This is a genomic window from Pseudomonas sp. SC3(2021) (genome assembly GCF_019856535.1).
GTDB lineage: Bacteria > Pseudomonadota > Gammaproteobacteria > Pseudomonadales > Pseudomonadaceae > Aquipseudomonas > Aquipseudomonas monsensis.
Genome location: NZ_CP082236.1, coordinates 5,788,687 through 5,807,898 on the forward strand (window position 1 = coordinate 5,788,687; position 19,212 = coordinate 5,807,898).

Below are 19,212 nucleotides of genomic sequence, written 5' to 3' on the forward strand. Positions count from 1 at the left end.
ACTCCGGATTAATGAACAGGCGCGATTACAGACACTGGGCAGGCTTGGCGACGTTGGTCACCACGTCTTCCTCAGGGAGTTCGGCCAGACTGCATTGGCCGGCGTCATCCCAACGCGCTACCAGTTCAGCCCCGGCCTTGATGCCCAACAGATAAGTGACGCCGGCCTCGCCGACGATGCCCACTTCCTTATTGGTGTTTTTGTCTTGCACCGATGCGCCGAAAGGCACCGGTTTACCGCCGAGACGGGTCAACACGACAAACGCGTTGCGGCCCTGCCCCGTAGCGAAATTGACGTAGCCGATGGCCCCCTCAGTCAGCGCCAATCGCTGGATCGGGTTGGATACTTCGGTGTTGAGTGGCAACTTTTCCACGTTGACCCGCGCTTCGTACGCCTGAAAGGAAGGCAAGCCGTCCATCACCGCATAACCGTTACGGTTGGTGCGGGTCTGGCCGGTGAATGCCACGTCCGCAACGCCGTCGGTGGACACCAGCAGACGTGTATCGCCATTGGTGCCATTGCCATGGGCCGATACGCCATAACGGGTCGCGACCAGTGAACTGTCGAGCTCGCCGGTGAGCGAGCGATAGGTGCTGCCATCGGTGGAGACAGACGCATTGGCGCGGTAACTCGACGCCCGTTGACCGACATACGCGTTGACATAGCGGTTGTCGCCAACGCCGCCATACACCTGATAATTCACCCCTTCACCGTCATCATGGCTGTACCCGACACTGGCCGACGAACCTGCGGTGCCCGAGCGCTGCAGGTTGCTCGACATCATCGAGTTGCCACCCAGTGGCACGGTCACGCCGAGATAGATTTGCGCGTCGTTCTGCCGGCTATTCTGGGTCTGGTACGCCGATACGTTGACGTTGATGTTCTTGACGTTGCCAAGGGAAAAACTGCGTGCCACCGTCAGCCCGAAACGATCGGCGGCGGGGGCATCCCAGTAGGTCGAATGGTCGTAGGAGAAACTCGTCGACAACCAGGGAAAATGCTTGGCCACGGTCACCGAATAACGTTGTTTGCCCGAGTTCAGCGAATAGGCATCCGCATCGCCGACAAACTGCGAGAAGTTGGTGAACGTCTTGTCAGAAAAGCGATAACCCAAAAAACGCAGGTCGGTACCAATGGCGTCAAATCGCTTGGAATAGTTGATCCGGTAAGAGTTGCCGACCACGGTTTCACCGTTCCAGCGCAGCGTGGCCCGGGAGGTGGTGACATCCCCCGACACGGCACCGAGTACGCCGAGATCCTTGCCGATGCCCACAGCGCTGGACTGATACCCGGAGGCGGCAAGCCAGCCGCCATAGACGGTCCAGTCCTTGGCCAGGCCGTAGGCCGCCTCCGTGGCCACGAACCCGGGCTCGCTGCCGCCCTGGCCGGTCAGGCGCGGCTGGCCGGCGGAAACCTTGTAACGCAACTCGCCCTCACGGGACAGAAACGGCACAGCGGCAGTGGCGACGGTGAACGTCTGTTCGGTACCGTCTTCTTCCCGCACGGTCACGTCCAGCGTGCCTTGCACGCTGCTGTTGAGATCCTGAATGCTGAACGCGCCCGGCGTCACCGTGGTCGAGTACAACACGCGCCCCTGCTGGGACACCGTGACCGTTGCGTTGGTGCGCGCCAGGCCACTGATCAGCGGCGCATAACCGCGCAGGTTCGGCGGCAGCATGCGGTCATCACTGCTCAGAGTCGCACCGCGCAAAGCAAAGGTGTCGAACACGTCAGAGTTCAGATAGTCCTCACCGAGCGACAGCTTCGAACGAATTGTTGGCAACGCACGATAGGCATACAAACGGTTCAACTGAGCCGCTTCGCCGTGGGGATTATCACCTTGGCCGGCGGATTCCAGCCGCGCCTGATAATCGGCGCGCACGCGCCAAGCATCCAGGTTAATCCCGGCAGTGCCGTAGCTCTGCAACGAGCGCGAATCCCCGGACGAACCCTGGGTCTGGCGACTGTTGGCGATCACTCGATAATCGAGCAACGCACCGTTGAGCCCGTCGCTCCAGGCGGCGGGCGGAATGTAATCGGGGTCGTCGTACTCGAAGGTCGCCTGCGGCAAACTGATCGACAGACGCCCAAGATTCTTCATGTACTTGATCGAGGCATTTTCGATGCCACGTAAATCCACGCATTGACCGTCAGCCAGACGCGGCAGGCTTTTCAGCAAAGATGGTTTGAGACCAAAGGTCAGTACCAGGTCTTCGGGCAGACAAGCGTAACTTTCATCCGGGTTGGCGCCGCTCTTGAACTCGATCGAACGCGAACCGAAATAACGCTGGTTGACAGTAATATCCAACAAGTAGCGACCGGGCACAGTGTATTGCGCATGAGCAAACTGTCCGAGACTGATATCGTCGTTTTTATCGATATTCAGAAACTCCGAATTAAACTCCACGGCACTTGAATAACGCGCACAGGAGATCAACACGCAAGACACGAAAAGTTTTCGGCCGTACACGGGAAATAGCCTTTATCAGAACTTTGACGGAAAAGAAAAAAGGGGTTTTCACCCCTTTTTCTTACACCTGGCGATACGCGGGTATCAGTTGTAGGCCACGGTGAAGTTAGCCACGCTGTCGGCTTCACCAGTGGTGACGGTCGCTGCAGTGGCTTCATACATGGCGGCGAAGGTCACGGTGTTGTTGCCGTTTTGCAGCACAACCGGAGCGACCTGCTCAGTGCCGTTGTCGAGCATTTCGCCGGCACTGGCCTGCAGACGGATACCGACGTTCTGTGCCAGACCGGTGGTGGCGAACAAGCCTGGAACGGCTGGATCCTGGACACCGCTGAAGGTGAAGCGTGCGTTCTTCTGAGTGGTGGTGTCGCAGTCGGTCAGGATGATGTCGAACTTGGTCGGGGTCGAACGATCACCGATCGCTTTGAACTGGTTAGATGGCACTTGCCCCAGGGAAACGGTCTGGTCCAGGGAGCTGGCGTCGATACCGCAGGCGCCGGAAACGATTTCACCGATGAAACGCACGGTGCCAGGGTTGCCGGAAGCCGGCGTCGCAGCGTTAGCGAAGGAAGCGAGACCCATAACAACGGTAGCGGCGGTAACAGCGACGATTTTTTTCATTTTTTACATCTCTTGGGATAGTTATTTATTTGGCCCAGCGGCCTGGCTCTCCCAATTACTCATCAGCGACAACAGGCTTGCTCGATGTAGCGAACAACCTTCATCACGGAATCTGCAACGAATGGTTCCCCCCCTCTTTCCGGCCATTCCCTGCCGAACTTTCCAGGTATTCATTGCACTTCCGTAATAACGCATAGAGTCATCAGGACGCCGGGCATCTCTGCTCCGGAACAAATAGTGATCGAGACCCAAGGGTGAAAATGTAGGTTCTTTCTTGCCGCCTTGTAGGACAATTCTCAGCAACCGAAAACGATCATTCCGTGGTACTCGGACTCCAGAACGCCTGCACCACCAGCGCCGATGTGGAAATCCGCGCCACCAGCGCATCCAGTTCATCACCATCGACCGAGGTGGTCGCCAGCGTCGCTTCAATTTCTATTTCATCGGCACCGAAGGCATGCACATCGACATCGCTGGCGGGATAGTTGCTGCGCTCCAGTTCCGCCTCGAGCAAGGCGAATACGGCTTTCTGCTGTGACCGCCGGGCGATGACGTAGACGATGTTGGTGACTTCCGCCGAGACCACGTCCAGTGGCTGACGGTTGATGTTGTTGACGATCGGCCGCAACAAGGTGTTGGCGGCGAGGATGAACAGGGTGCCGAGCACCGCTTCGGCGAGCAGGTCGGCACCGGCGCAGGCGCCGACGGCAGCGGATGTCCACAGGGTGGCGGCGGTATTGAGGCCCCGCACGTTGCCCTCTTCGCGCATGATCACCCCGGCACCGAGAAAGCCGATGCCGGAGACCACGTAGGCAACCACGCGCACCGCGCCTTCGGCGCCGGCGAGACGATTGGCCATGTCGACGAAAATCGCCGCACCGACCGCCACCAGCACATTGGTGCGCAGGCCGGCGGTGCGTTGCCGGTACTGGCGTTCGAAACCGATCAGGCCACCGAGGATGAAGGCGGCGCTGAGGCTGACGAGGGTGTCGAGCAGCGAATCGAGGTTGAGGTTGTTGATGGCTTGCATAGTCTTGTCCTTGAAACACATAACCTTTGCAGGAGTGAGCCTGCTCGCGATAGCGGTGTGTCAGTCACTGCAATGTTGACTGACACACCGCTATCGCGCGCAGGCTCACTCCTACAGGGGAACAGCGTTGTTCTGCGGTTATTGCCAGCCGAACCGACGGATGTAGAAGCCTTTCACCGCCTGGGTCAGCGCCATATACGCCAGCAGGATCATCGGCAGGAACACGAAGTACATCGACGGCAGCGCCTGCAGTTTGAAGTAGTGCGCCAGCGGCCCCATCGGCAGGAAGATACCGACCGCCATGATGATCCCGGTCATCGCCAGCAGCGGCATGGCTGCACGGCTTTGCAGGAACGGAATCTTCGGCGTACGGATCATGTGCACGATCAGTGTCTGGGTCAGCAACCCCACCACGAACCAGCCGGACTGGAACAGGGTCTGGTGGTCCGGGGTGTTGGCATCGAATACGTACCACATCAAGGCGAACGTGGTGATGTCAAAGATCGAACTGATCGGCCCGAAGAACAGCATGAACCGACCGACATCTCCCGGCTGCCAGCGCTGCGGTTTTTTCAGCATGTCCTCATCGACGTTGTCGAACGGAATCGCAATCTGCGAAATGTCGTAGAGCAGGTTCTGCACCAGCAGATGCATCGGCAGCATCGGCAGGAACGGAATGAACGCACTGGCCACCAGCACCGAGAACACGTTGCCGAAGTTCGAACTGGCAGTCATCTTGATGTACTTGAGCATGTTGGCGAAGGTGCGGCGTCCTTCGAGCACGCCCTCCTCCAGCACCATCAGGCTCTTCTCCAGCAGGATGATGTCGGCGGCTTCCTTGGCGATGTCCACCGCGCTGTCCACGGAAATACCGATGTCAGCGGTGCGCAGCGCCGGCGCGTCGTTGATCCCGTCGCCCATGAAACCGACCACATGGCCGTTACCTTTGAGGATGCGCACGATGCGCTCCTTGTGTGTCGGCGTCAGCTTGGCGAAGACGTTGGTGTTCTCCACTGCCACGGCCAGTTGGGCATCGCTCATGCGCTCGATGTCATTGCCCATCAGCAAGCCCTGCTGCGCCAGACCGACTTCGCGGCAGATCTTCGCGGTGACCAGCTCGTTGTCGCCGGTCAGCACTTTCACCGCCACACCATGCTCGGCCAAGGCCTTGAGTGCCGGCGCGGTGCTTTCCTTCGGTGGATCGAGGAATGCCACGTATCCGATCAGCGTCAGTTGCTGTTCATCGGCCAGGCTATAAGTGTCGCGCCCCTCGGGCAGCGACCGGGCAGCGACTGCCACCACGCGCAAGCCTTCAGCGTTGAATGCTGCGGTGACCTGACGAATCCGGGTCAGCAATTCATCGCTCAAGGCTTCATCGACCTCGCCATGCCGCACCCGGCTGCACACTGCCAGCACCTCTTCCACCGCGCCCTTGCAGATCAGCAGATGTGGCTCGCCACGCCCTTCGACCACCACCGACATGCGCCGACGATTGAAGTCGAACGGGATCTCGTCGACCTTGCGAAACGCTGTGCCGACTTTCAATTCACGGTGGACTTCCACGTGTTCCAGCACTGCCACGTCGAGCAGGTTTTTCAGCCCGGTCTGGTAGTAGCTGTTGAGGTAAGCCATTTCCAGTACGTCGTCGGAGTCATCACCCCAGACATTGACATTGCGTGCCAGAAAGATCTTGTCCTGGGTCAGGGTGCCGGTCTTGTCGGTGCACAGCACGTCCATCGCACCGAAGTTCTGGATCGCGTCCAGACGCTTGACGATGACTTTCTTGCGCGACAGGAACACCGCACCTTTGGCCAGCGTCGAGGTGACGATCATCGGCAGCATTTCCGGGGTCAGACCCACAGCGATCGACAATGCGAACAGCAGCGCTTCGGTCCAGTCGCCCTTGGTGAAACCGTTGATGAACAACACCAGCGGCGCCATGACGAACATGAAGCGGATCAGCAGCCAGCTGACTTTGTTGACGCCCGTCTGGAACGACGTCACGGCCCGGTCAGTCGCCCCGACCCGTTGTGCCAGCGCCCCGAAATAGGTGCTGTTGCCGGTGGTGAGAATCACCGCAACCGCCGTGCCGGACACCACATTGGTGCCCATGAACAGGATGTTTTCCAGCTCCAACGGATTGCGCGTGTCGCGGTCGGCCTGACGCGGGAATTTCTCCACCGGCATAGACTCGCCAGTCATCGCCGCCTGGCTGACGAACAAGTCCTTGGCGCTCAGCACCCGGCAGTCGGCGGGAATCATGTCGCCGGCCGACAGTACGATCAGATCGCCCGGCACCAGTTGCTTGATCGGCAGTTCGCTGCGCGGCGCGTCACGGCGCATCACCGTGGCGGTGTTGCTGACCATCGCTTTGAGCGCATCGGCGGCCTGGTTGGATTTGCTTTCCTGCCAGAAGCGCAGCAGCGTCGACAACACCACCATCGAGAAAATCACGGTGGCGGCCTTGAGGTCTTCGGTCAGCCAGGAAATCACCGCCAACAAGGTCAGCAGCAGGTTGAACGGGTTTTTGTAGCAGTGCCAAAGGTGCGTCCACCACGGCAGCGGCTGCTCGTGTTCGACCTCGTTGAGACCGTACTGCGCGCGCAGTGCGTCGACTTCAAAATCGGTCAGGCCATCGGTGTGGGTACCCAGCGACGTCAGCAGTTCGCCGCTGTCGCGATGGGCTGCATCGACCAGCGTGTTGGCCAGGGTGGGCGGCACTTCACGGCTGACCGTGGTGTCTTTGATTGATTCCAGCAGCGCCAGGCGACGGAAGTGCCGGGCGATGTGGCGTGTACGCAGGAAGCCTGCGAAAAATTCCTTGAGCGTAAGTTTCATGGCTGTTGCCCCTATGGTCAGCCGGGAAACCGTCAAGCAGGTACGACCGCGCCTCGTGCGCCGGAAAAACCGGCACGGCAAGGCTTGGCGCGCCGGTCAGAAAAGACAGGCGTGTCGATAAAGTTGCGATGACGACCGTGCAGGTCGAAAGCACACTTTTTCAGTGTCGATGAGAAGGACGTCGGGACATGGTCTCAACAGACCATGATCGGGATGCCGCTGCTCGCTTTACGGCGAGACAACGGCAGAGAAAGGCTGCGCGTTATCTTGCCGAGAATCTGCCGGTTACCGAGACCGGCCGACAACTGTCACTCGAACAAGTACCCACTGTGGGTCTCCGCTATTGATGAAAACGCGCGAAGCTTACGCCCCGATGATTGGAGAGTAAACCCGTGTAAGGAAGTGTGTCGGGAAATGTTGGGGATGTTCAGGAAGGGTTCAGAAATCAGATTTTTCTTAGCCATAAGGGGCCCCATCGCTGGCAAGCCAGCTCCCACAGGGATCTCCAGTGAACACAAATTTTGTGTCCAGCACAGATCCTGTGGGAGCTGGCTTGCCAGCGATGGCGGTGTATCAGGAAATACTGAGTCAGCTGGCAGTCGCCAACAACAGATCCGCCATCGACCGATGCCCTCGGTGCTTGCCATGCTCATACAACGAGCCGGCGATCTCCCACAGGGATCTCCAGTGAACACAAAATTTGTGTCCAACACAGATCCTGTGGGAGCTGGCTTGCCAGCGATGGCGGTGTATCAGGAAATACTGAGTCAGCTGGCAGTCGCCAACAACAGATCCGCCATCGACCGATGCCCTCGGTGTTTGCCATGCTCATACAACGAGCCGGCGATCTCGTCGGCGCGAATCGGCAACACCGACAGCAATGTGTCGCTCAGACCATGGCTGGCCTGGCAGAAGCCCTGCATGTACAGACCGGCCTTGCAGCGCTCGTCGGTGATCAGTTTGTAGTTGCGATCGACCTCGAAGTCACCCAGGTATTCTTCCAGCGGTGCCAGCAGTTTGCGGTGCATCTGCCGTTCGTAACCGGTGGCCAACACCACGGCATCGTAGATCCGCACAGTGACTTCGCCGGTGGCGTTGTTGCGCACCGCCAGTTCGATACCGTTTTCGCTGGCGATGGCGCTCTCGACGGTGGTCAGGGTGCGGAACGCATGACGGGCGATCCCGGAGACCTTCTGGCGATAGAAGATGCCGTAGATGCGCTCGATCAGATCAATGTCCACCACCGAATAGTTGGTGTTGTGGTACTCGTTGACCAGACGCTCGCGCTCGGCGCTGCTCTGCTGGAACACCAGGTCGGTGAATTCCGGCGAGAACACTTCGTTGACAAACGGGCTGTCGTCCGCCGGTTTGAGCGCCGAGCCGCGCAGGATCATATCGACCTGCACCGACGGGAACGAATCGTTCAGGTCGATAAAGGCTTCCGCCGCGCTCTGCCCGCCGCCGATGATGGCGATGCTCATCGGCTGATTGTTCACGCACGGCTGGTTGGCCATTTGCGCCAGGTACTGCGAGTGATGGAACACGCGGCTGTCACCCTTGAGTGCCTTGAACGCCTCCGGAATCCGCGGCGTGCCGCCGGCGCTGACCACCACCGAGCGGGTGGTGCGCACATGTTGCAGGCCCTGGCTGTCGCGGGAAATCACCCGCAGCGCTTCAACCTGATGGTTGTGCAAAACCGGTTCGATGGTCAGCACCTCTTCGCCGTACCGGCTTTGCTCGGTGAACTGCCCGGCCACCCAGCGCAGGTAATCGTTGTATTCCATGCGGCACGGATAAAAGGTGCCGAGGTTGATGAAGTCCACCAGACGCCCGTGTTGCTTGAGGTAGTTGACGAAGGAGTACGGGCTGGTCGGATTGCGCAGGGTCACCAGATCCTTGAGGAAGGAAATCTGCAGTTCGCTCTGGGTCGACAGGGTATTGCCGTGCCAGCTGTAGTTGGCCTGCTTGTCGAGAAACAGCACATCCAGTTCGCCCTGGGTCGGGCCGCGCTCTTGCAGAGCGATGGCCAGCGCCAGGTTCGAAGGGCCGAAACCGACGCCGATCAGGTCGTGAACGATGGGCGATGCAATTGCCTGTGTCATTTCCAGTGTCCTCTGGATGAACCCCTCAACACGGGGATAAAGCCTGGGTGGCCTGACCGGCCTGAAACAGGTCAGCAGGTCGTCTGTTGAGTAGGAACGAGGACGATGAAAAGAAATTTAACGAGGACGGCTCAATGGGCGTCCCATTGCTTGATGCGCAACCGGCAGTGCTTCATGGCGTTGACGATATGTTTCTCCACCAGTGCCTTGGAAATGCCGAGGGTCTCGGCGATTTCCGGATGGGACAGGCCTTCGATCTTGCGCAGCAAAAAGCTGTCGCGGCACAGCGGCGGCAATTCTGCCAATGCGCGCTGAAGCATTTCCAGGCGCTGGCCGTGATCGAGGGTGCCGTGGGGCGACGGGGTGAAATAGCGTTCTTCGCTGTCGAGTACGTCGAGCGATTCGACCTGACGCAGGGCATTGCGCCGATGGTCGTCGATGACCAGGTTCAGCGCCGTGCGATAGAGAAACGCCCGGGGTTGCTCGATCGGTGTATCACTGGAACGCTCCAGCACCCGCACATAAGCGTCATGCACCACATCTTCGGCAACCTGACGGTTGCCCAGCCTGGCGTTCAGGAAACACACCAGCTCGCGATAGTAGTTTTCCAACATGACTCCCGACCGTATCAATGCAATTCCTGTCCTTGAGCACACGGTTCCAGCCGCGGGCGATCCGCAGTAGCAAGAGGGTGGCAACTTGAGGTGCGTAATTTATAGTAATTCTCATATAGATTTAAAGCGCTGTTTCCACATCCTGCCCAAATAGTCCGCTGCAGCTAGCGGTTACTTGATGTATGCGGGCTTAAATTCCCTCGTGCATGCATCGTTTACAGGACAGCTCCCCGTATCTGTCGCGCCTTGCGACAGCGTTCAGCCTCCGCGCACCGCGCTGCCTGCGCTGAATGACGGGCCGAATTCACTGGCCGGAACCCTGCATGAAACGTCCCCGCCCCGCCCGACGCGCCCTGTTCGCCGCCCTTTGTCTGATTCCCGTGATTGCCGTTGCCGCGTGGCAGGTGCTGCCGCCCGGACGAGACGCTCTCGCCACCGTGCAGGTGACCCGCAGCAGTATCGAAAACAGCGTGACCGCACTCGGCACCTTGCAGCCGCGTCGTTATGTCGATGTCGGTGCGCAGGCGTCCGGGCAAATCCAGAAGATCCATGTCGAGGCAGGCGATACGGTCAAGGAGGGCCAGTTGCTGGTGGAGATCGACCCGTCCACGCAAAAAGCCAAACTCGACGCCGGGCGCTTCTCCATTGAAAACCTCAAGGCGCAACTGCAGGAACAGCGTGCACAGCACGACCTCGCACGGCAGAAATACCAGCGCCAGCAGCAACTCGCCGCCGGCGGCGCCACCCGAGAAGAAGATGTGCAGACCGCCCGCGCCGAAGTGCGCGCGACCCAGGCGCGCATCGACATGTTCCAGGCACAGATCCGTCAGGCCCAGGCGAGCCTGCGCAGCGACGAAGCGGAGCTCGGCTACACACGCATTTTTGCGCCAATGAGCGGCACCGTGGTCGCGGTAGGTGCCCGGGAAGGCCAGACGCTCAATGCGCAACAGCAAACCCCGCTGATCCTGCGCATCGCCCGGCTCTCGCCCATGACCGTGTGGGCCGAGGTTTCCGAAGCGGACATCGGCCACGTCAAACCCGGCATGACCGCCTACTTCACCACCCTCAGCGGTGGCAGCCGACGCTGGAGCAGCACCGTACGGCAGATTCTGCCGGTGCCGCCGCGCCCGCTCGAGCAGAACCAGGGGGGTAGCCCCACCAGCGGGCGCAGTGGCAGCGAACGTGTGGTGCTCTATACCGTGCTGCTCGACGTCGACAACGCCGACAACAGTCTGATGACCGACATGACCGCGCAAGTGTTCTTCGTCGCCCAGCAGGCACAGAACACCCTGACTGTGCCGAGCGCCGCCCTGCAACCGGGCACGCGTGCGCAGTGGCAACGCGTACAGATCGTCGCCGCCAACGGCGACATCCAGTCCCGCGACGTGCGCACCGGCATCAGCGACCGCCTGCGCACACAAGTGCTCGAAGGCCTGGCCGAGGGCGATCACATCCTCAGCACGCCAGCCACCGGCAGCGGAGGCTGAATGCAAACGCCCCTGATTGACCTGCGGCAGATCCGCAAATCCTACGGCGGCGACGACAGTCCGCAGGTGCAGGTGTTGCGCGGCATCGACCTGTCGATTCATGCCGGCGAGTTTGTCGCCATTGTCGGCGCGTCCGGCTCCGGCAAATCGACGCTGATGAACATCCTCGGCTGCCTCGATCGCCCCACCAGCGGCGAATATCGCTTCGCCGGTGAGGACGTCGCGCAACTGGACAGCGACGAACTGGCCTGGCTGCGCCGCGAGGCGTTCGGTTTTGTGTTCCAGGGCTATCACCTGATTCCGTCCGGCTCCGCTCAGGAAAACGTCGAGATGCCGGCCATCTACGCCGGTACCCCGGCGGCGGAACGCCATGCGCGAGCCCGTGCGTTACTGGAACGTCTCGGTCTGGGCACGCGCACCGGCAACCGTCCGCATCAGCTTTCCGGTGGTCAGCAACAACGGGTGTCGATTGCCCGGGCGCTGATGAACGGCGGCCACATCATTCTCGCCGATGAACCCACCGGCGCCCTCGACAGCCACAGCGGCGCCGAAGTCATGGCCCTGCTCGACGAACTCGCCGGCCAGGGTCACGTGGTGATTCTGATCACCCACGACCGCGAAGTGGCGCAACGGGCCCAACGCATCATCGAAATCCGCGATGGCCTGATCATCAGCGATACCGCCAAACATCCGTCAGCCGCCGTCCGCCGTGCCAACCCCGGCGCCCTGCAAGCGGTCGATCTGCGCCAGCGCCTGAGCACCGGCAGCAGCCAGACCAGCGCCTGGAAAGGTGAACTGGTGGACGCCGTGCAAGCCGCGTGGCGGGTCATGTGGATCAATCGTTTTCGCACCGCGCTGACCCTGCTCGGCATCGTCATCGGCGTGGCCTCGGTGGTGGTGATGCTGGCCGTGGGCGAAGGCAGCAAGCGTCAGGTGATGGCGCAGATGGGCGCCTTCGGGTCCAACATCATTTACCTCAGCGGCGCCGCTCCCAACCCGCGCACGCCGCCGGGCATCATCACCCTCGACGACGTCGCCGAGCTGGCTGCCCTACCCCAGGTCGAACGCATCATGCCGGTCAACGGCTCGACCGCCGGCGTGCGTTTCGGCAATGCCGACCACAGCAGCTACGTCGGCGGCAATGACACCAACTTCCCAAGCATCTTCAACTGGCCGGTGGTTCAGGGCAGTTACTTCACCCAGGCCGACGAAGACAGCGCCGCCGCCGTGGCGGTGATCGGCACCAAGGTGCGTGACAAGTTGCTCAAGGATGTCGCCGACCCGATCGGCCAGTACATCCTGATCGAAAACGTGCCGTTTCAGGTGCTCGGGGTTCTGGCTGAAAAAGGCTCAAGCTCCGGCGACTCCGACAGCGACAACCGCATCGCCGTGCCCTATTCCGCCGCCAGCATGCGCCTGTTCGGCAGCCGCAATCCGGAATACGTGGTGATCGCCGCCAAGGACGCACGCAAAGTCAAGGACGCCGAACAGGCCATCGAACAGGCGATGCTGCGTCGGCACCACGGCAAAAAGGACTTCGAACTGACCAACAACGCCGCGATGATCCAGGCCGAGGCGCGCACCCAGGGCACGCTGTCGCTGATGCTCGGCGCGATTGCCGCCATCTCCTTGCTGGTGGGCGGTATCGGCGTGATGAACATCATGCTCATGACCGTGCGCGAACGGACCCGCGAAATCGGCATTCGCATGGCCACCGGCGCCCGCCAGCGCGACATCCTGCGCCAGTTCCTCACCGAAGCGGTGATGCTCTCGGTGGTCGGCGGCATTGCCGGCATCAGCCTGGCGATGCTGGTCGGTGGCGTGCTCGTGTTCAGTGGTGTGGCGATCGCGTTTCAATGGCTGGCGGTGCTCGGGGCCTTCACCTGCGCGCTGATCACCGGCGTCCTCTTCGGCTTCATGCCTGCCCGCAAGGCTGCCCGGCTCGACCCGGTCACGGCCCTTACCAGTGAATGATCGTTCTATGAAAGCGCCACTGACACTCCTTGCCGCCAGCCTGATGCTGGCGGCCTGCAACAGCCCTGCGCCGCGCCTCGACAGCGGCGTGCAGCCACCGCCCGCCTGGCAATCGCCTGACCATCCCGACGCGGTGCAGAGCAATCGCCAGTGGTGGACGCAGTTCGGCAGCCGCGAACTCGATCGACTGATCGAACAGGCGCGCCTGGGCAGCCATGACCTCGGCGCCGCCGTTGCCCGGGTCCGGCAGGCACAGGCCAGCGCGACGATTGCCGGCGCCCCGCTGCTCCCGGAAATCAAGGCCGGACTGAATGCCAACCGGCAGAAACTGTTGCACGGCAAGGGCTACAGCCAGCTCGACGTCAACCCGGACAATCGCTCGCTGGATTACTACGACGCCGAGTTGAGCGCCAGTTACGAAATCGACTTCTGGGGCGGTAAACGCGCGGCGCGCGACAGTGCCGTGTTCGGCATACAGGCCAGCGAATTCGACCGCGCCACCGTGGAGCTGACCTTGCAAAGCGGCGTCGCTAACAGTTACACCCAGGCCCTGGCGTTGCGCGAACAGGCGCGGATTGCCGCGCTCAATCTGGCCAACGCGCAAAGCGTCCTGCACCTGGTGCAAACCCGGTTTGATGCCGGCAGCGCCACCGCGCTGGAACTGGCCCAGCAGAAAAGCCTGGTCGCCGAGCAACAGCGCAAATTGCCGCTGGTGCAGCAACAGGCCCGCGAAGCCTTGATCACCCTCGCCGCCCTGCTCGGCCAACCGGTGCAGGCGCTGTCGGCACCGCAACAGTCATTCGAACAATTGCAGTGGCCGAACATCGCCAGTGGCGTGCCCAGCGATCTGCTGAGCCGGCGCCCGGACATCGCCAGCGCCGAAGCCAAACTGGCGGCCGCTCAGGCTGACGTCACGGTGGCCCGCGCCGCCATGCTGCCGAAAATCACCCTCACCGCCAGTCTCGGCACCGGCGCCGATCTGGCCGCAGACCTGCTGCGCACGACGTTCTATAACCTGTCATCCGGGCTGACTGCGCCGATCTTCAACAACGGGCGCCTGAGCGCCGAACGCGACAAGGCCAAGGCCCGTCAGGACGAACTGCTGGAGAGCTATCGCGGGGCGATCATCAATGGCTTCGCCGACGTGGAAAAAGCCCTCAGCAGCATTCGCGGCCTCGATGAACAACGGCAATGGCAAAGCGAAGAACTGAGCCAGGCGCAAACCGCGTTTGACATTGCCCAGAGCCGCTATCAGGCCGGCGCCGAAGACCTGCTGACGGTGCTGCAAACCCAGCGCACCTTGTATGCGGCGCAGGATATGAATGTGCAACTGCGCTTGTCGCGACTGCAAGCGAGCATTGCCTTGTACAAAGCGTTGGGCGGTGACTGGCAAGTGATCTGAGCGCAAATTAGCGACTGGTCCGACGCCTTCGCGAGCAAGCTCGCTCCCACATTGGTTCTGCGTCGTTTACAAAGTCCCCTGCGGGAGCGAGCCCGCTCGCGAAAGCGCCGGATCAGGCGAACCAACATCCCCAGGCAAAAAAAATCGCAGCACCAGGCTGCGATTTTTTTTGCGCTTAGAGTTGCCGCCCTTTGACTTTCAGATGCCGCGCATACCACGGCCGCTGCGGCACTTTGCGAAACAGGTCGGCCATGTGGTCTTCGTCGCCGAAGGTGATGCGCAGCGCCAGCTTCATGGTTTCCGGGTCCATCTCCACCGAGCGTCCGACTTGCAGACCGGGCACCGTGCTGCAGCCGTGGGTGTCCGGGCCCAGCCAGGGATCGTCGACCTCAACCCAGCGTCCGGGCGCAAACCACGGTACGCCGTTGACCTCGAGACGACTGACTTCTCCCGGATGAAAGCGCTCGTGGGCCCGGAACCAGTCCTCGATGCGATCGTCGATCCAGCCGTGAAAACGCCAGAACACCGGGTTCACATGGGAGGAAAACGGGTCACCGAGAAAGTCGTTTTCCGGGACGTACCAGCGCGCGGCAAAATCGGCCTGATCGCGTGCCATCGGCACCGGAATGTCATTGGACGGATCACGCGCCACTGACGCCCAGCGCATGTGCAACCAGTCGTGCAGGCCCAGTTCGACTTCCGAACCGAACTGGCCGAGGGTGAGTTTCGACAAGTACCGCGGGTCGCGATACTGCGACTCCCAGACCTGGAAATTGCTGTGATAGGTCTCGGCGGCTTTGATGTCGCTGACCCATTTTGTGTATTCATCGTCGCCTTCGGTCAGCCAGGTCGGCGGCAAGGCATTGCCGTCATGGTTGTCGAAGTAGCGGGCGAAACCCTGGCGGTCGCGTTCCAGTTCCGGTTGCGGCAGGGGAAACGCCGGCCAGGACGGCAAATCCTGCATCGAACGGGCCTTGCCGAGCATGTGCCGGTGCATGAAGAAAAAGTCGATGCCCGAGCCGTTGCGATCCTTGCGTGGCCCACGGGCGTCGCGCTCCTTGTCACGCGGGCCGGGCTGCCAGCCAATGCCGCGCAAGGCTTCGCGCTTTTTCTCCGACAGTTTGTGCCACTTGTCCCGCGTGGCGTGCCAGAGCTGGTGGAACAAACGATGTTCCGGCGCCACCAGCCAGGCCAATAGCGTCGGGTTCAATCCGGCACGTTCACGGGCCTCGGGGAAACGTCGCTTGATCGCGATGAAATGATTGTCGAGTTCGGGCAAACCCAACGGCCGGTCCAGATGCAAGACCTGCCCGGTGAAGGTGCCGCTGCCAGCATTGCCGAACGCCGCCCAGACTTCGTCCAGTTTGACTTTGAACTCGTACACCGGTGGTGCTTGCGGCGCATCGGTGCGCAGCAACCGCCAGTACATCTCGGCGCCATTGCCCGGTGCCAGATCGCCGATCACCTGATAACGCGCCGGTGCATCAGCGCGCAGGTTGGCACCGGTATCGAGATAGCCACGCAAGCCGCGGCCACGCTGGGCAATGTCGAGAAACAATTCCAGCCCTTCGTCGGGCAGGCCGTCCAGCCCCGCAGCAGACCCGGTAAAGCGGATATCCCAGACGCCGCGCAGGCTGTCCGCCAGTTGTTGACCGGCCGTGTCGGCCAGATCGACCGTGGCCTCTCCCGGGGTGACCGGAAATTCCTCACGGGTCAGCTCACGATGTGCATAAAAAGCGGCAGGCAGCGCGGCGCCCGTGAGTGCCATGCCCGCCATGAACCAGCGTCGAGAGATCGTCATTGCCCTACCTGTGTCAGCCATGAAGCAGGCTTTATCCAAGCTAGAACGTTTGCTCGCCGAACAAATTTATGGCCTCGGTAAAAGATCACCACGCGCCGGCAGCGCTTTTCTCGCGCCTCACTAAATTACCCGCCCGACCACTCGTTCCTCCCAGATAGCGAAGGCCCCTGCGCCTGCACCTCGACGGCGAACCTGAATGAGATGGCAATGACAAAACCGCGTTCGAAAAAGGCTCTATTTATCGGCCTGCCGCTGGCCTTGGCGATCAGCGCCGGCGCAGGGTTTCTGGCTTGGGATTACTGGTTTCGGGACAACCCCGGCTACCCGGTGAAAGTGATGAAGCAGGCGACCGAATTGCAGGATCGGCTCCTCTCGTTCGACAGCCACATTACCGTGCCGCTGAGTTTTGGCGCCCACGGCAACGAAGCCGACAAGGACGGTTCCGGGCAGTTCGACCTGATCAAGGCCAATCGCGGGCGCCTGTCCGGCGCGGCGCTGACCGTGTTCGGCTGGCCGGAGATGTGGAACGGCCCGAATGCCCCGCATCGCCCGACCGAAGGCTTTGTCGAGGAAGCACGCAATCAGCAGGAAGTGCGCTACAAAATCATTTCCGGGATGGTCCGCGACTTTCCCAATCAGGTCGGTATCGCCTACACCCCCGACGATTTCCGCCGTCTGCATGGCGAAGGCAAGTTTGCGATTTTCATCAGCATGCTCAACGCCTACCCGCTGGGCAACGACCTGAGCAAGCTCGACCTGTGGGCCGGGCGCGGCATGCGCATGTTCGGCTTCAGCTACATCGGCAACAACAGCTGGGCTGACTCGTCGCGACCGCTGCCGTTTTTCAATGATTCGCCGGACGCCCTCGACGGCCTCTCCGACATCGGCAAGCAAGCGGTGCAGCGCCTGAATGATCTGGGCGTGATCATCGACGTCTCGCAGATGTCGACCAAGGCGCTGGAGCAAGTCGCGCAACTGAGCCGCACGCCGATCGTGGCCTCGCACTCGGCGCCACGGGCCGCGGTGGATATTCCGCGCAACCTCAGCGACAAGGAATTGCAACTGATCAAGAACAGCGGCGGCGTGGTCCAGGTGGTCGGGTTCTCGCAGTACCTCAAACCGCTGACCCAGGGTACCCAGGACAAACTCAACGCCCTGCGCGCACGCTTCGACTTGCCGCCACTGCCCAACCTGGCCATGGCCCTGATGCCGGGCGACCCGATCATCACCGCCTGGTCCGAGCAGAAACTCGGCCAGTACGCCAGCGGCCTCTACGCGATTCTTGAAGAAGAGCCGAAAGCGACCCTCAAGGACCTCGGCGACGCCATCGACTACACCGTGCGCAAGATCGGCATCGACCATGTCGGCATCGCCTCGGACTTCAACGATGGCGGCGGCATCAAAGGCTGGGAAAACGTCGGCGAGATCCGCAACGTCACCGCCGAGCTGATCCAGCGCGGCTACTCCGAAGCGGACATCGCCAAGCTGTGGGGCGGCAACTTCATGCGCGTCTGGGAGCAAGTACAGAACGCCGCCAAACCGGCACTGGCCTCCCGTCAGGACGCAGCCAGACCATGACTGATCGCCGTACTTTTCTGAAACAGGCGGGCGTGATCGCAGCAGCCCTGCCAATGGGCGCAAGCCTGACATCGCCGGCGATGGCGTCCACTGCGCCGGCGGGTGACAAATGGGCCCGGCTGCGTCAGTTGTTTGATCAGGACCCGCAGGCGATTCACTTCGCCAATTTTCTGATCACCTCCCATCCCAGGCCCGTGCGCGAGGCCATCGAGCGTCATCGTGCAGCACTGGACCAGAACCCCGGCCTGGCCATGGACTGGGACTTCGGTGTCACCGAAAAGCGCGAAGCAAACGTGCGGGTCTGGGCCGGCAAATACCTGCAGGCCCAGCCCGGCCAGATCGCCCTCACCGGCAGCACCACCGAAGGCCTGGCGATGATTTACGGCAGCGTGCAGGTGCGCCCGGATCAGGAAATCCTCACCACCGAACACGAGCACTATTCGACCCGCAACATTCTCGCGTTCCGCAGCCGCCGCGATGGCACACGGGTGCGCAAACTCAACCTGTTCGAAACGCCGCAAAGCATTTCACTGGATCAGGTGCTCGACACAATCAACCGCAACATCCGTCCCGAAACCCGCGTGCTGGGCATGACGTGGGTGCACTCGGGCAGTGGCGTGAAGTTGCCGATCGCCGAAATATCGCGACTGGTCGATGCACACAACCGGCAACGCGACGACAAGGACCGGCTGATCTACGTGGTCGACGGCGTGCACGGCTTCGGTGTCGATGACCTGAGTTTCCCGCAGATGAACTGCGACTTTTTCATTGCCGGCACCCACAAATGGATGTTCGGCCCGCGCGGCACCGGCATCGTGTGCAGCCGCAGCGAAGAGGTGAAGTACGTCAGCCCCAGCGTGCCGACGTTCTCTGAAGCCACAACGTTTGGCACCACCATGACCCCGGGCGGTTACCACGCTTTCGAACATCGCTGGGCGGTGGACGAAGCCTTCAAGTTGCACCTGCAATTGGGCAAGGCCGATGTTCAGGCGCGCATCCATCAGCTCAACAGCTACCTGAAGCAGCGCCTGCGCGAACACGCCAACATCGAGCTGGTGACCCCGCTCGATCCACAGTTCTCTGCCGGTTTTACCTTCTTCCGGGTCAAGGGGCAGGACAGCGATGAAGTCGCCGCCTACCTGATGAACAACCGGGTGATCTGCGATGCCGTCAGCCGCGACGTCGGCCCGGTGATCCGCACCGCGCCCGGCCTGCTCAACGACGAAACCGAAGTGGACCGGTTCATGGCCATCCTCGGTAAAAGACTGCGCGCCTGATCCTTCGACTCCAGTTTTCCT

At 61.3% G+C, this 19,212-nt stretch carries 12 protein-coding genes; 5 read left to right on the forward strand and 7 right to left on the reverse strand.

The window, feature by feature from the left end:
• Positions 1–25: 25 nt before the first annotated feature.
• The 6 genes from K5Y35_RS25780 to K5Y35_RS25805 form a co-directional block, all read right to left on the reverse strand.
• The gene (locus tag K5Y35_RS25780; RefSeq protein WP_315985705.1) at positions 26–2,470 is read right to left on the reverse strand and encodes a fimbria/pilus outer membrane usher protein; all 2,445 of its coding nucleotides are present in this window, start codon (positions 2,468–2,470) and stop codon (positions 26–28) included.
• Between the two features lie 84 nt (positions 2,471–2,554).
• The gene (locus tag K5Y35_RS25785) at positions 2,555–3,088 is read right to left on the reverse strand and encodes a fimbrial protein (protein WP_095047684.1); all 534 of its coding nucleotides are present in this window, start codon (positions 3,086–3,088) and stop codon (positions 2,555–2,557) included.
• 313 nt (positions 3,089–3,401) lie between these two features.
• Positions 3,402–4,118, reverse strand: coding sequence for an MgtC/SapB family protein (locus K5Y35_RS25790; RefSeq protein ID WP_008084043.1), 717 nt, complete (start codon positions 4,116–4,118; stop codon positions 3,402–3,404).
• Between the two features lie 138 nt (positions 4,119–4,256).
• The gene (mgtA, locus tag K5Y35_RS25795; RefSeq protein ID WP_222833301.1) at positions 4,257–6,956 is read right to left on the reverse strand and encodes a magnesium-translocating P-type ATPase; all 2,700 of its coding nucleotides are present in this window, start codon (positions 6,954–6,956) and stop codon (positions 4,257–4,259) included.
• A gap of 767 nt (positions 6,957–7,723) precedes the next feature.
• The gene (locus K5Y35_RS25800) at positions 7,724–9,058 is read right to left on the reverse strand and encodes a lysine N(6)-hydroxylase/L-ornithine N(5)-oxygenase family protein (RefSeq protein WP_222833302.1); all 1,335 of its coding nucleotides are present in this window, start codon (positions 9,056–9,058) and stop codon (positions 7,724–7,726) included.
• A 131-nt stretch (positions 9,059–9,189) separates the two neighbouring features.
• Entirely contained in the window at positions 9,190–9,672 is a 483-nt protein-coding gene (locus K5Y35_RS25805; protein ID WP_315985706.1) for a sigma-70 family RNA polymerase sigma factor, read from the reverse strand.
• Between the two features lie 323 nt (positions 9,673–9,995).
• On the opposite strand from K5Y35_RS25805, the gene K5Y35_RS25810 reads away from it, so the two are divergent.
• The 3 genes from K5Y35_RS25810 to K5Y35_RS25820 are packed head-to-tail and all read left to right on the forward strand — an operon-like array spanning position 9,996 to position 14,535.
• Positions 9,996–11,159, forward strand: coding sequence for an efflux RND transporter periplasmic adaptor subunit (locus K5Y35_RS25810; protein ID WP_128615574.1), 1,164 nt, complete (start codon positions 9,996–9,998; stop codon positions 11,157–11,159).
• Positions 11,160–13,133 (forward strand): MacB family efflux pump subunit, encoded by a 1,974-nt coding sequence (locus K5Y35_RS25815; RefSeq protein ID WP_186744726.1) that lies wholly within the window; start codon positions 11,160–11,162, stop codon positions 13,131–13,133.
• Between the two features lie 7 nt (positions 13,134–13,140).
• Positions 13,141–14,535 carry an efflux transporter outer membrane subunit gene (locus K5Y35_RS25820; RefSeq protein WP_222833303.1) on the forward strand — a complete coding sequence of 465 codons (1,395 nt, stop codon included), beginning with the start codon at positions 13,141–13,143 and terminating at the stop codon, positions 14,533–14,535.
• A gap of 175 nt (positions 14,536–14,710) precedes the next feature.
• Here the strand turns inward: K5Y35_RS25820 and K5Y35_RS25825 are convergent, their stop codons facing one another.
• The gene (locus K5Y35_RS25825; protein ID WP_222833304.1) at positions 14,711–16,336 is read right to left on the reverse strand and encodes a PvdJ/PvdD/PvdP-like protein; all 1,626 of its coding nucleotides are present in this window, start codon (positions 16,334–16,336) and stop codon (positions 14,711–14,713) included.
• A 207-nt stretch (positions 16,337–16,543) separates the two neighbouring features.
• Here K5Y35_RS25825 and pvdM point away from each other — a divergent pair, with 207 nt between their 5' ends.
• Positions 16,544–17,914, forward strand: coding sequence for a pyoverdine-tailoring dipeptidase-like protein PvdM (gene pvdM, locus K5Y35_RS25830; protein WP_123463504.1), 1,371 nt, complete (start codon positions 16,544–16,546; stop codon positions 17,912–17,914).
• Positions 17,911–19,191: an aminotransferase class V-fold PLP-dependent enzyme gene (locus K5Y35_RS25835; protein WP_186744733.1), complete on the forward strand. Its 1,281-nt coding sequence runs from the start codon at positions 17,911–17,913 to the stop codon at positions 19,189–19,191. The genes pvdM and K5Y35_RS25835 overlap by 4 nt, the downstream gene beginning before the upstream one ends.
• Positions 19,192–19,212 lie beyond the last annotated feature (21 nt).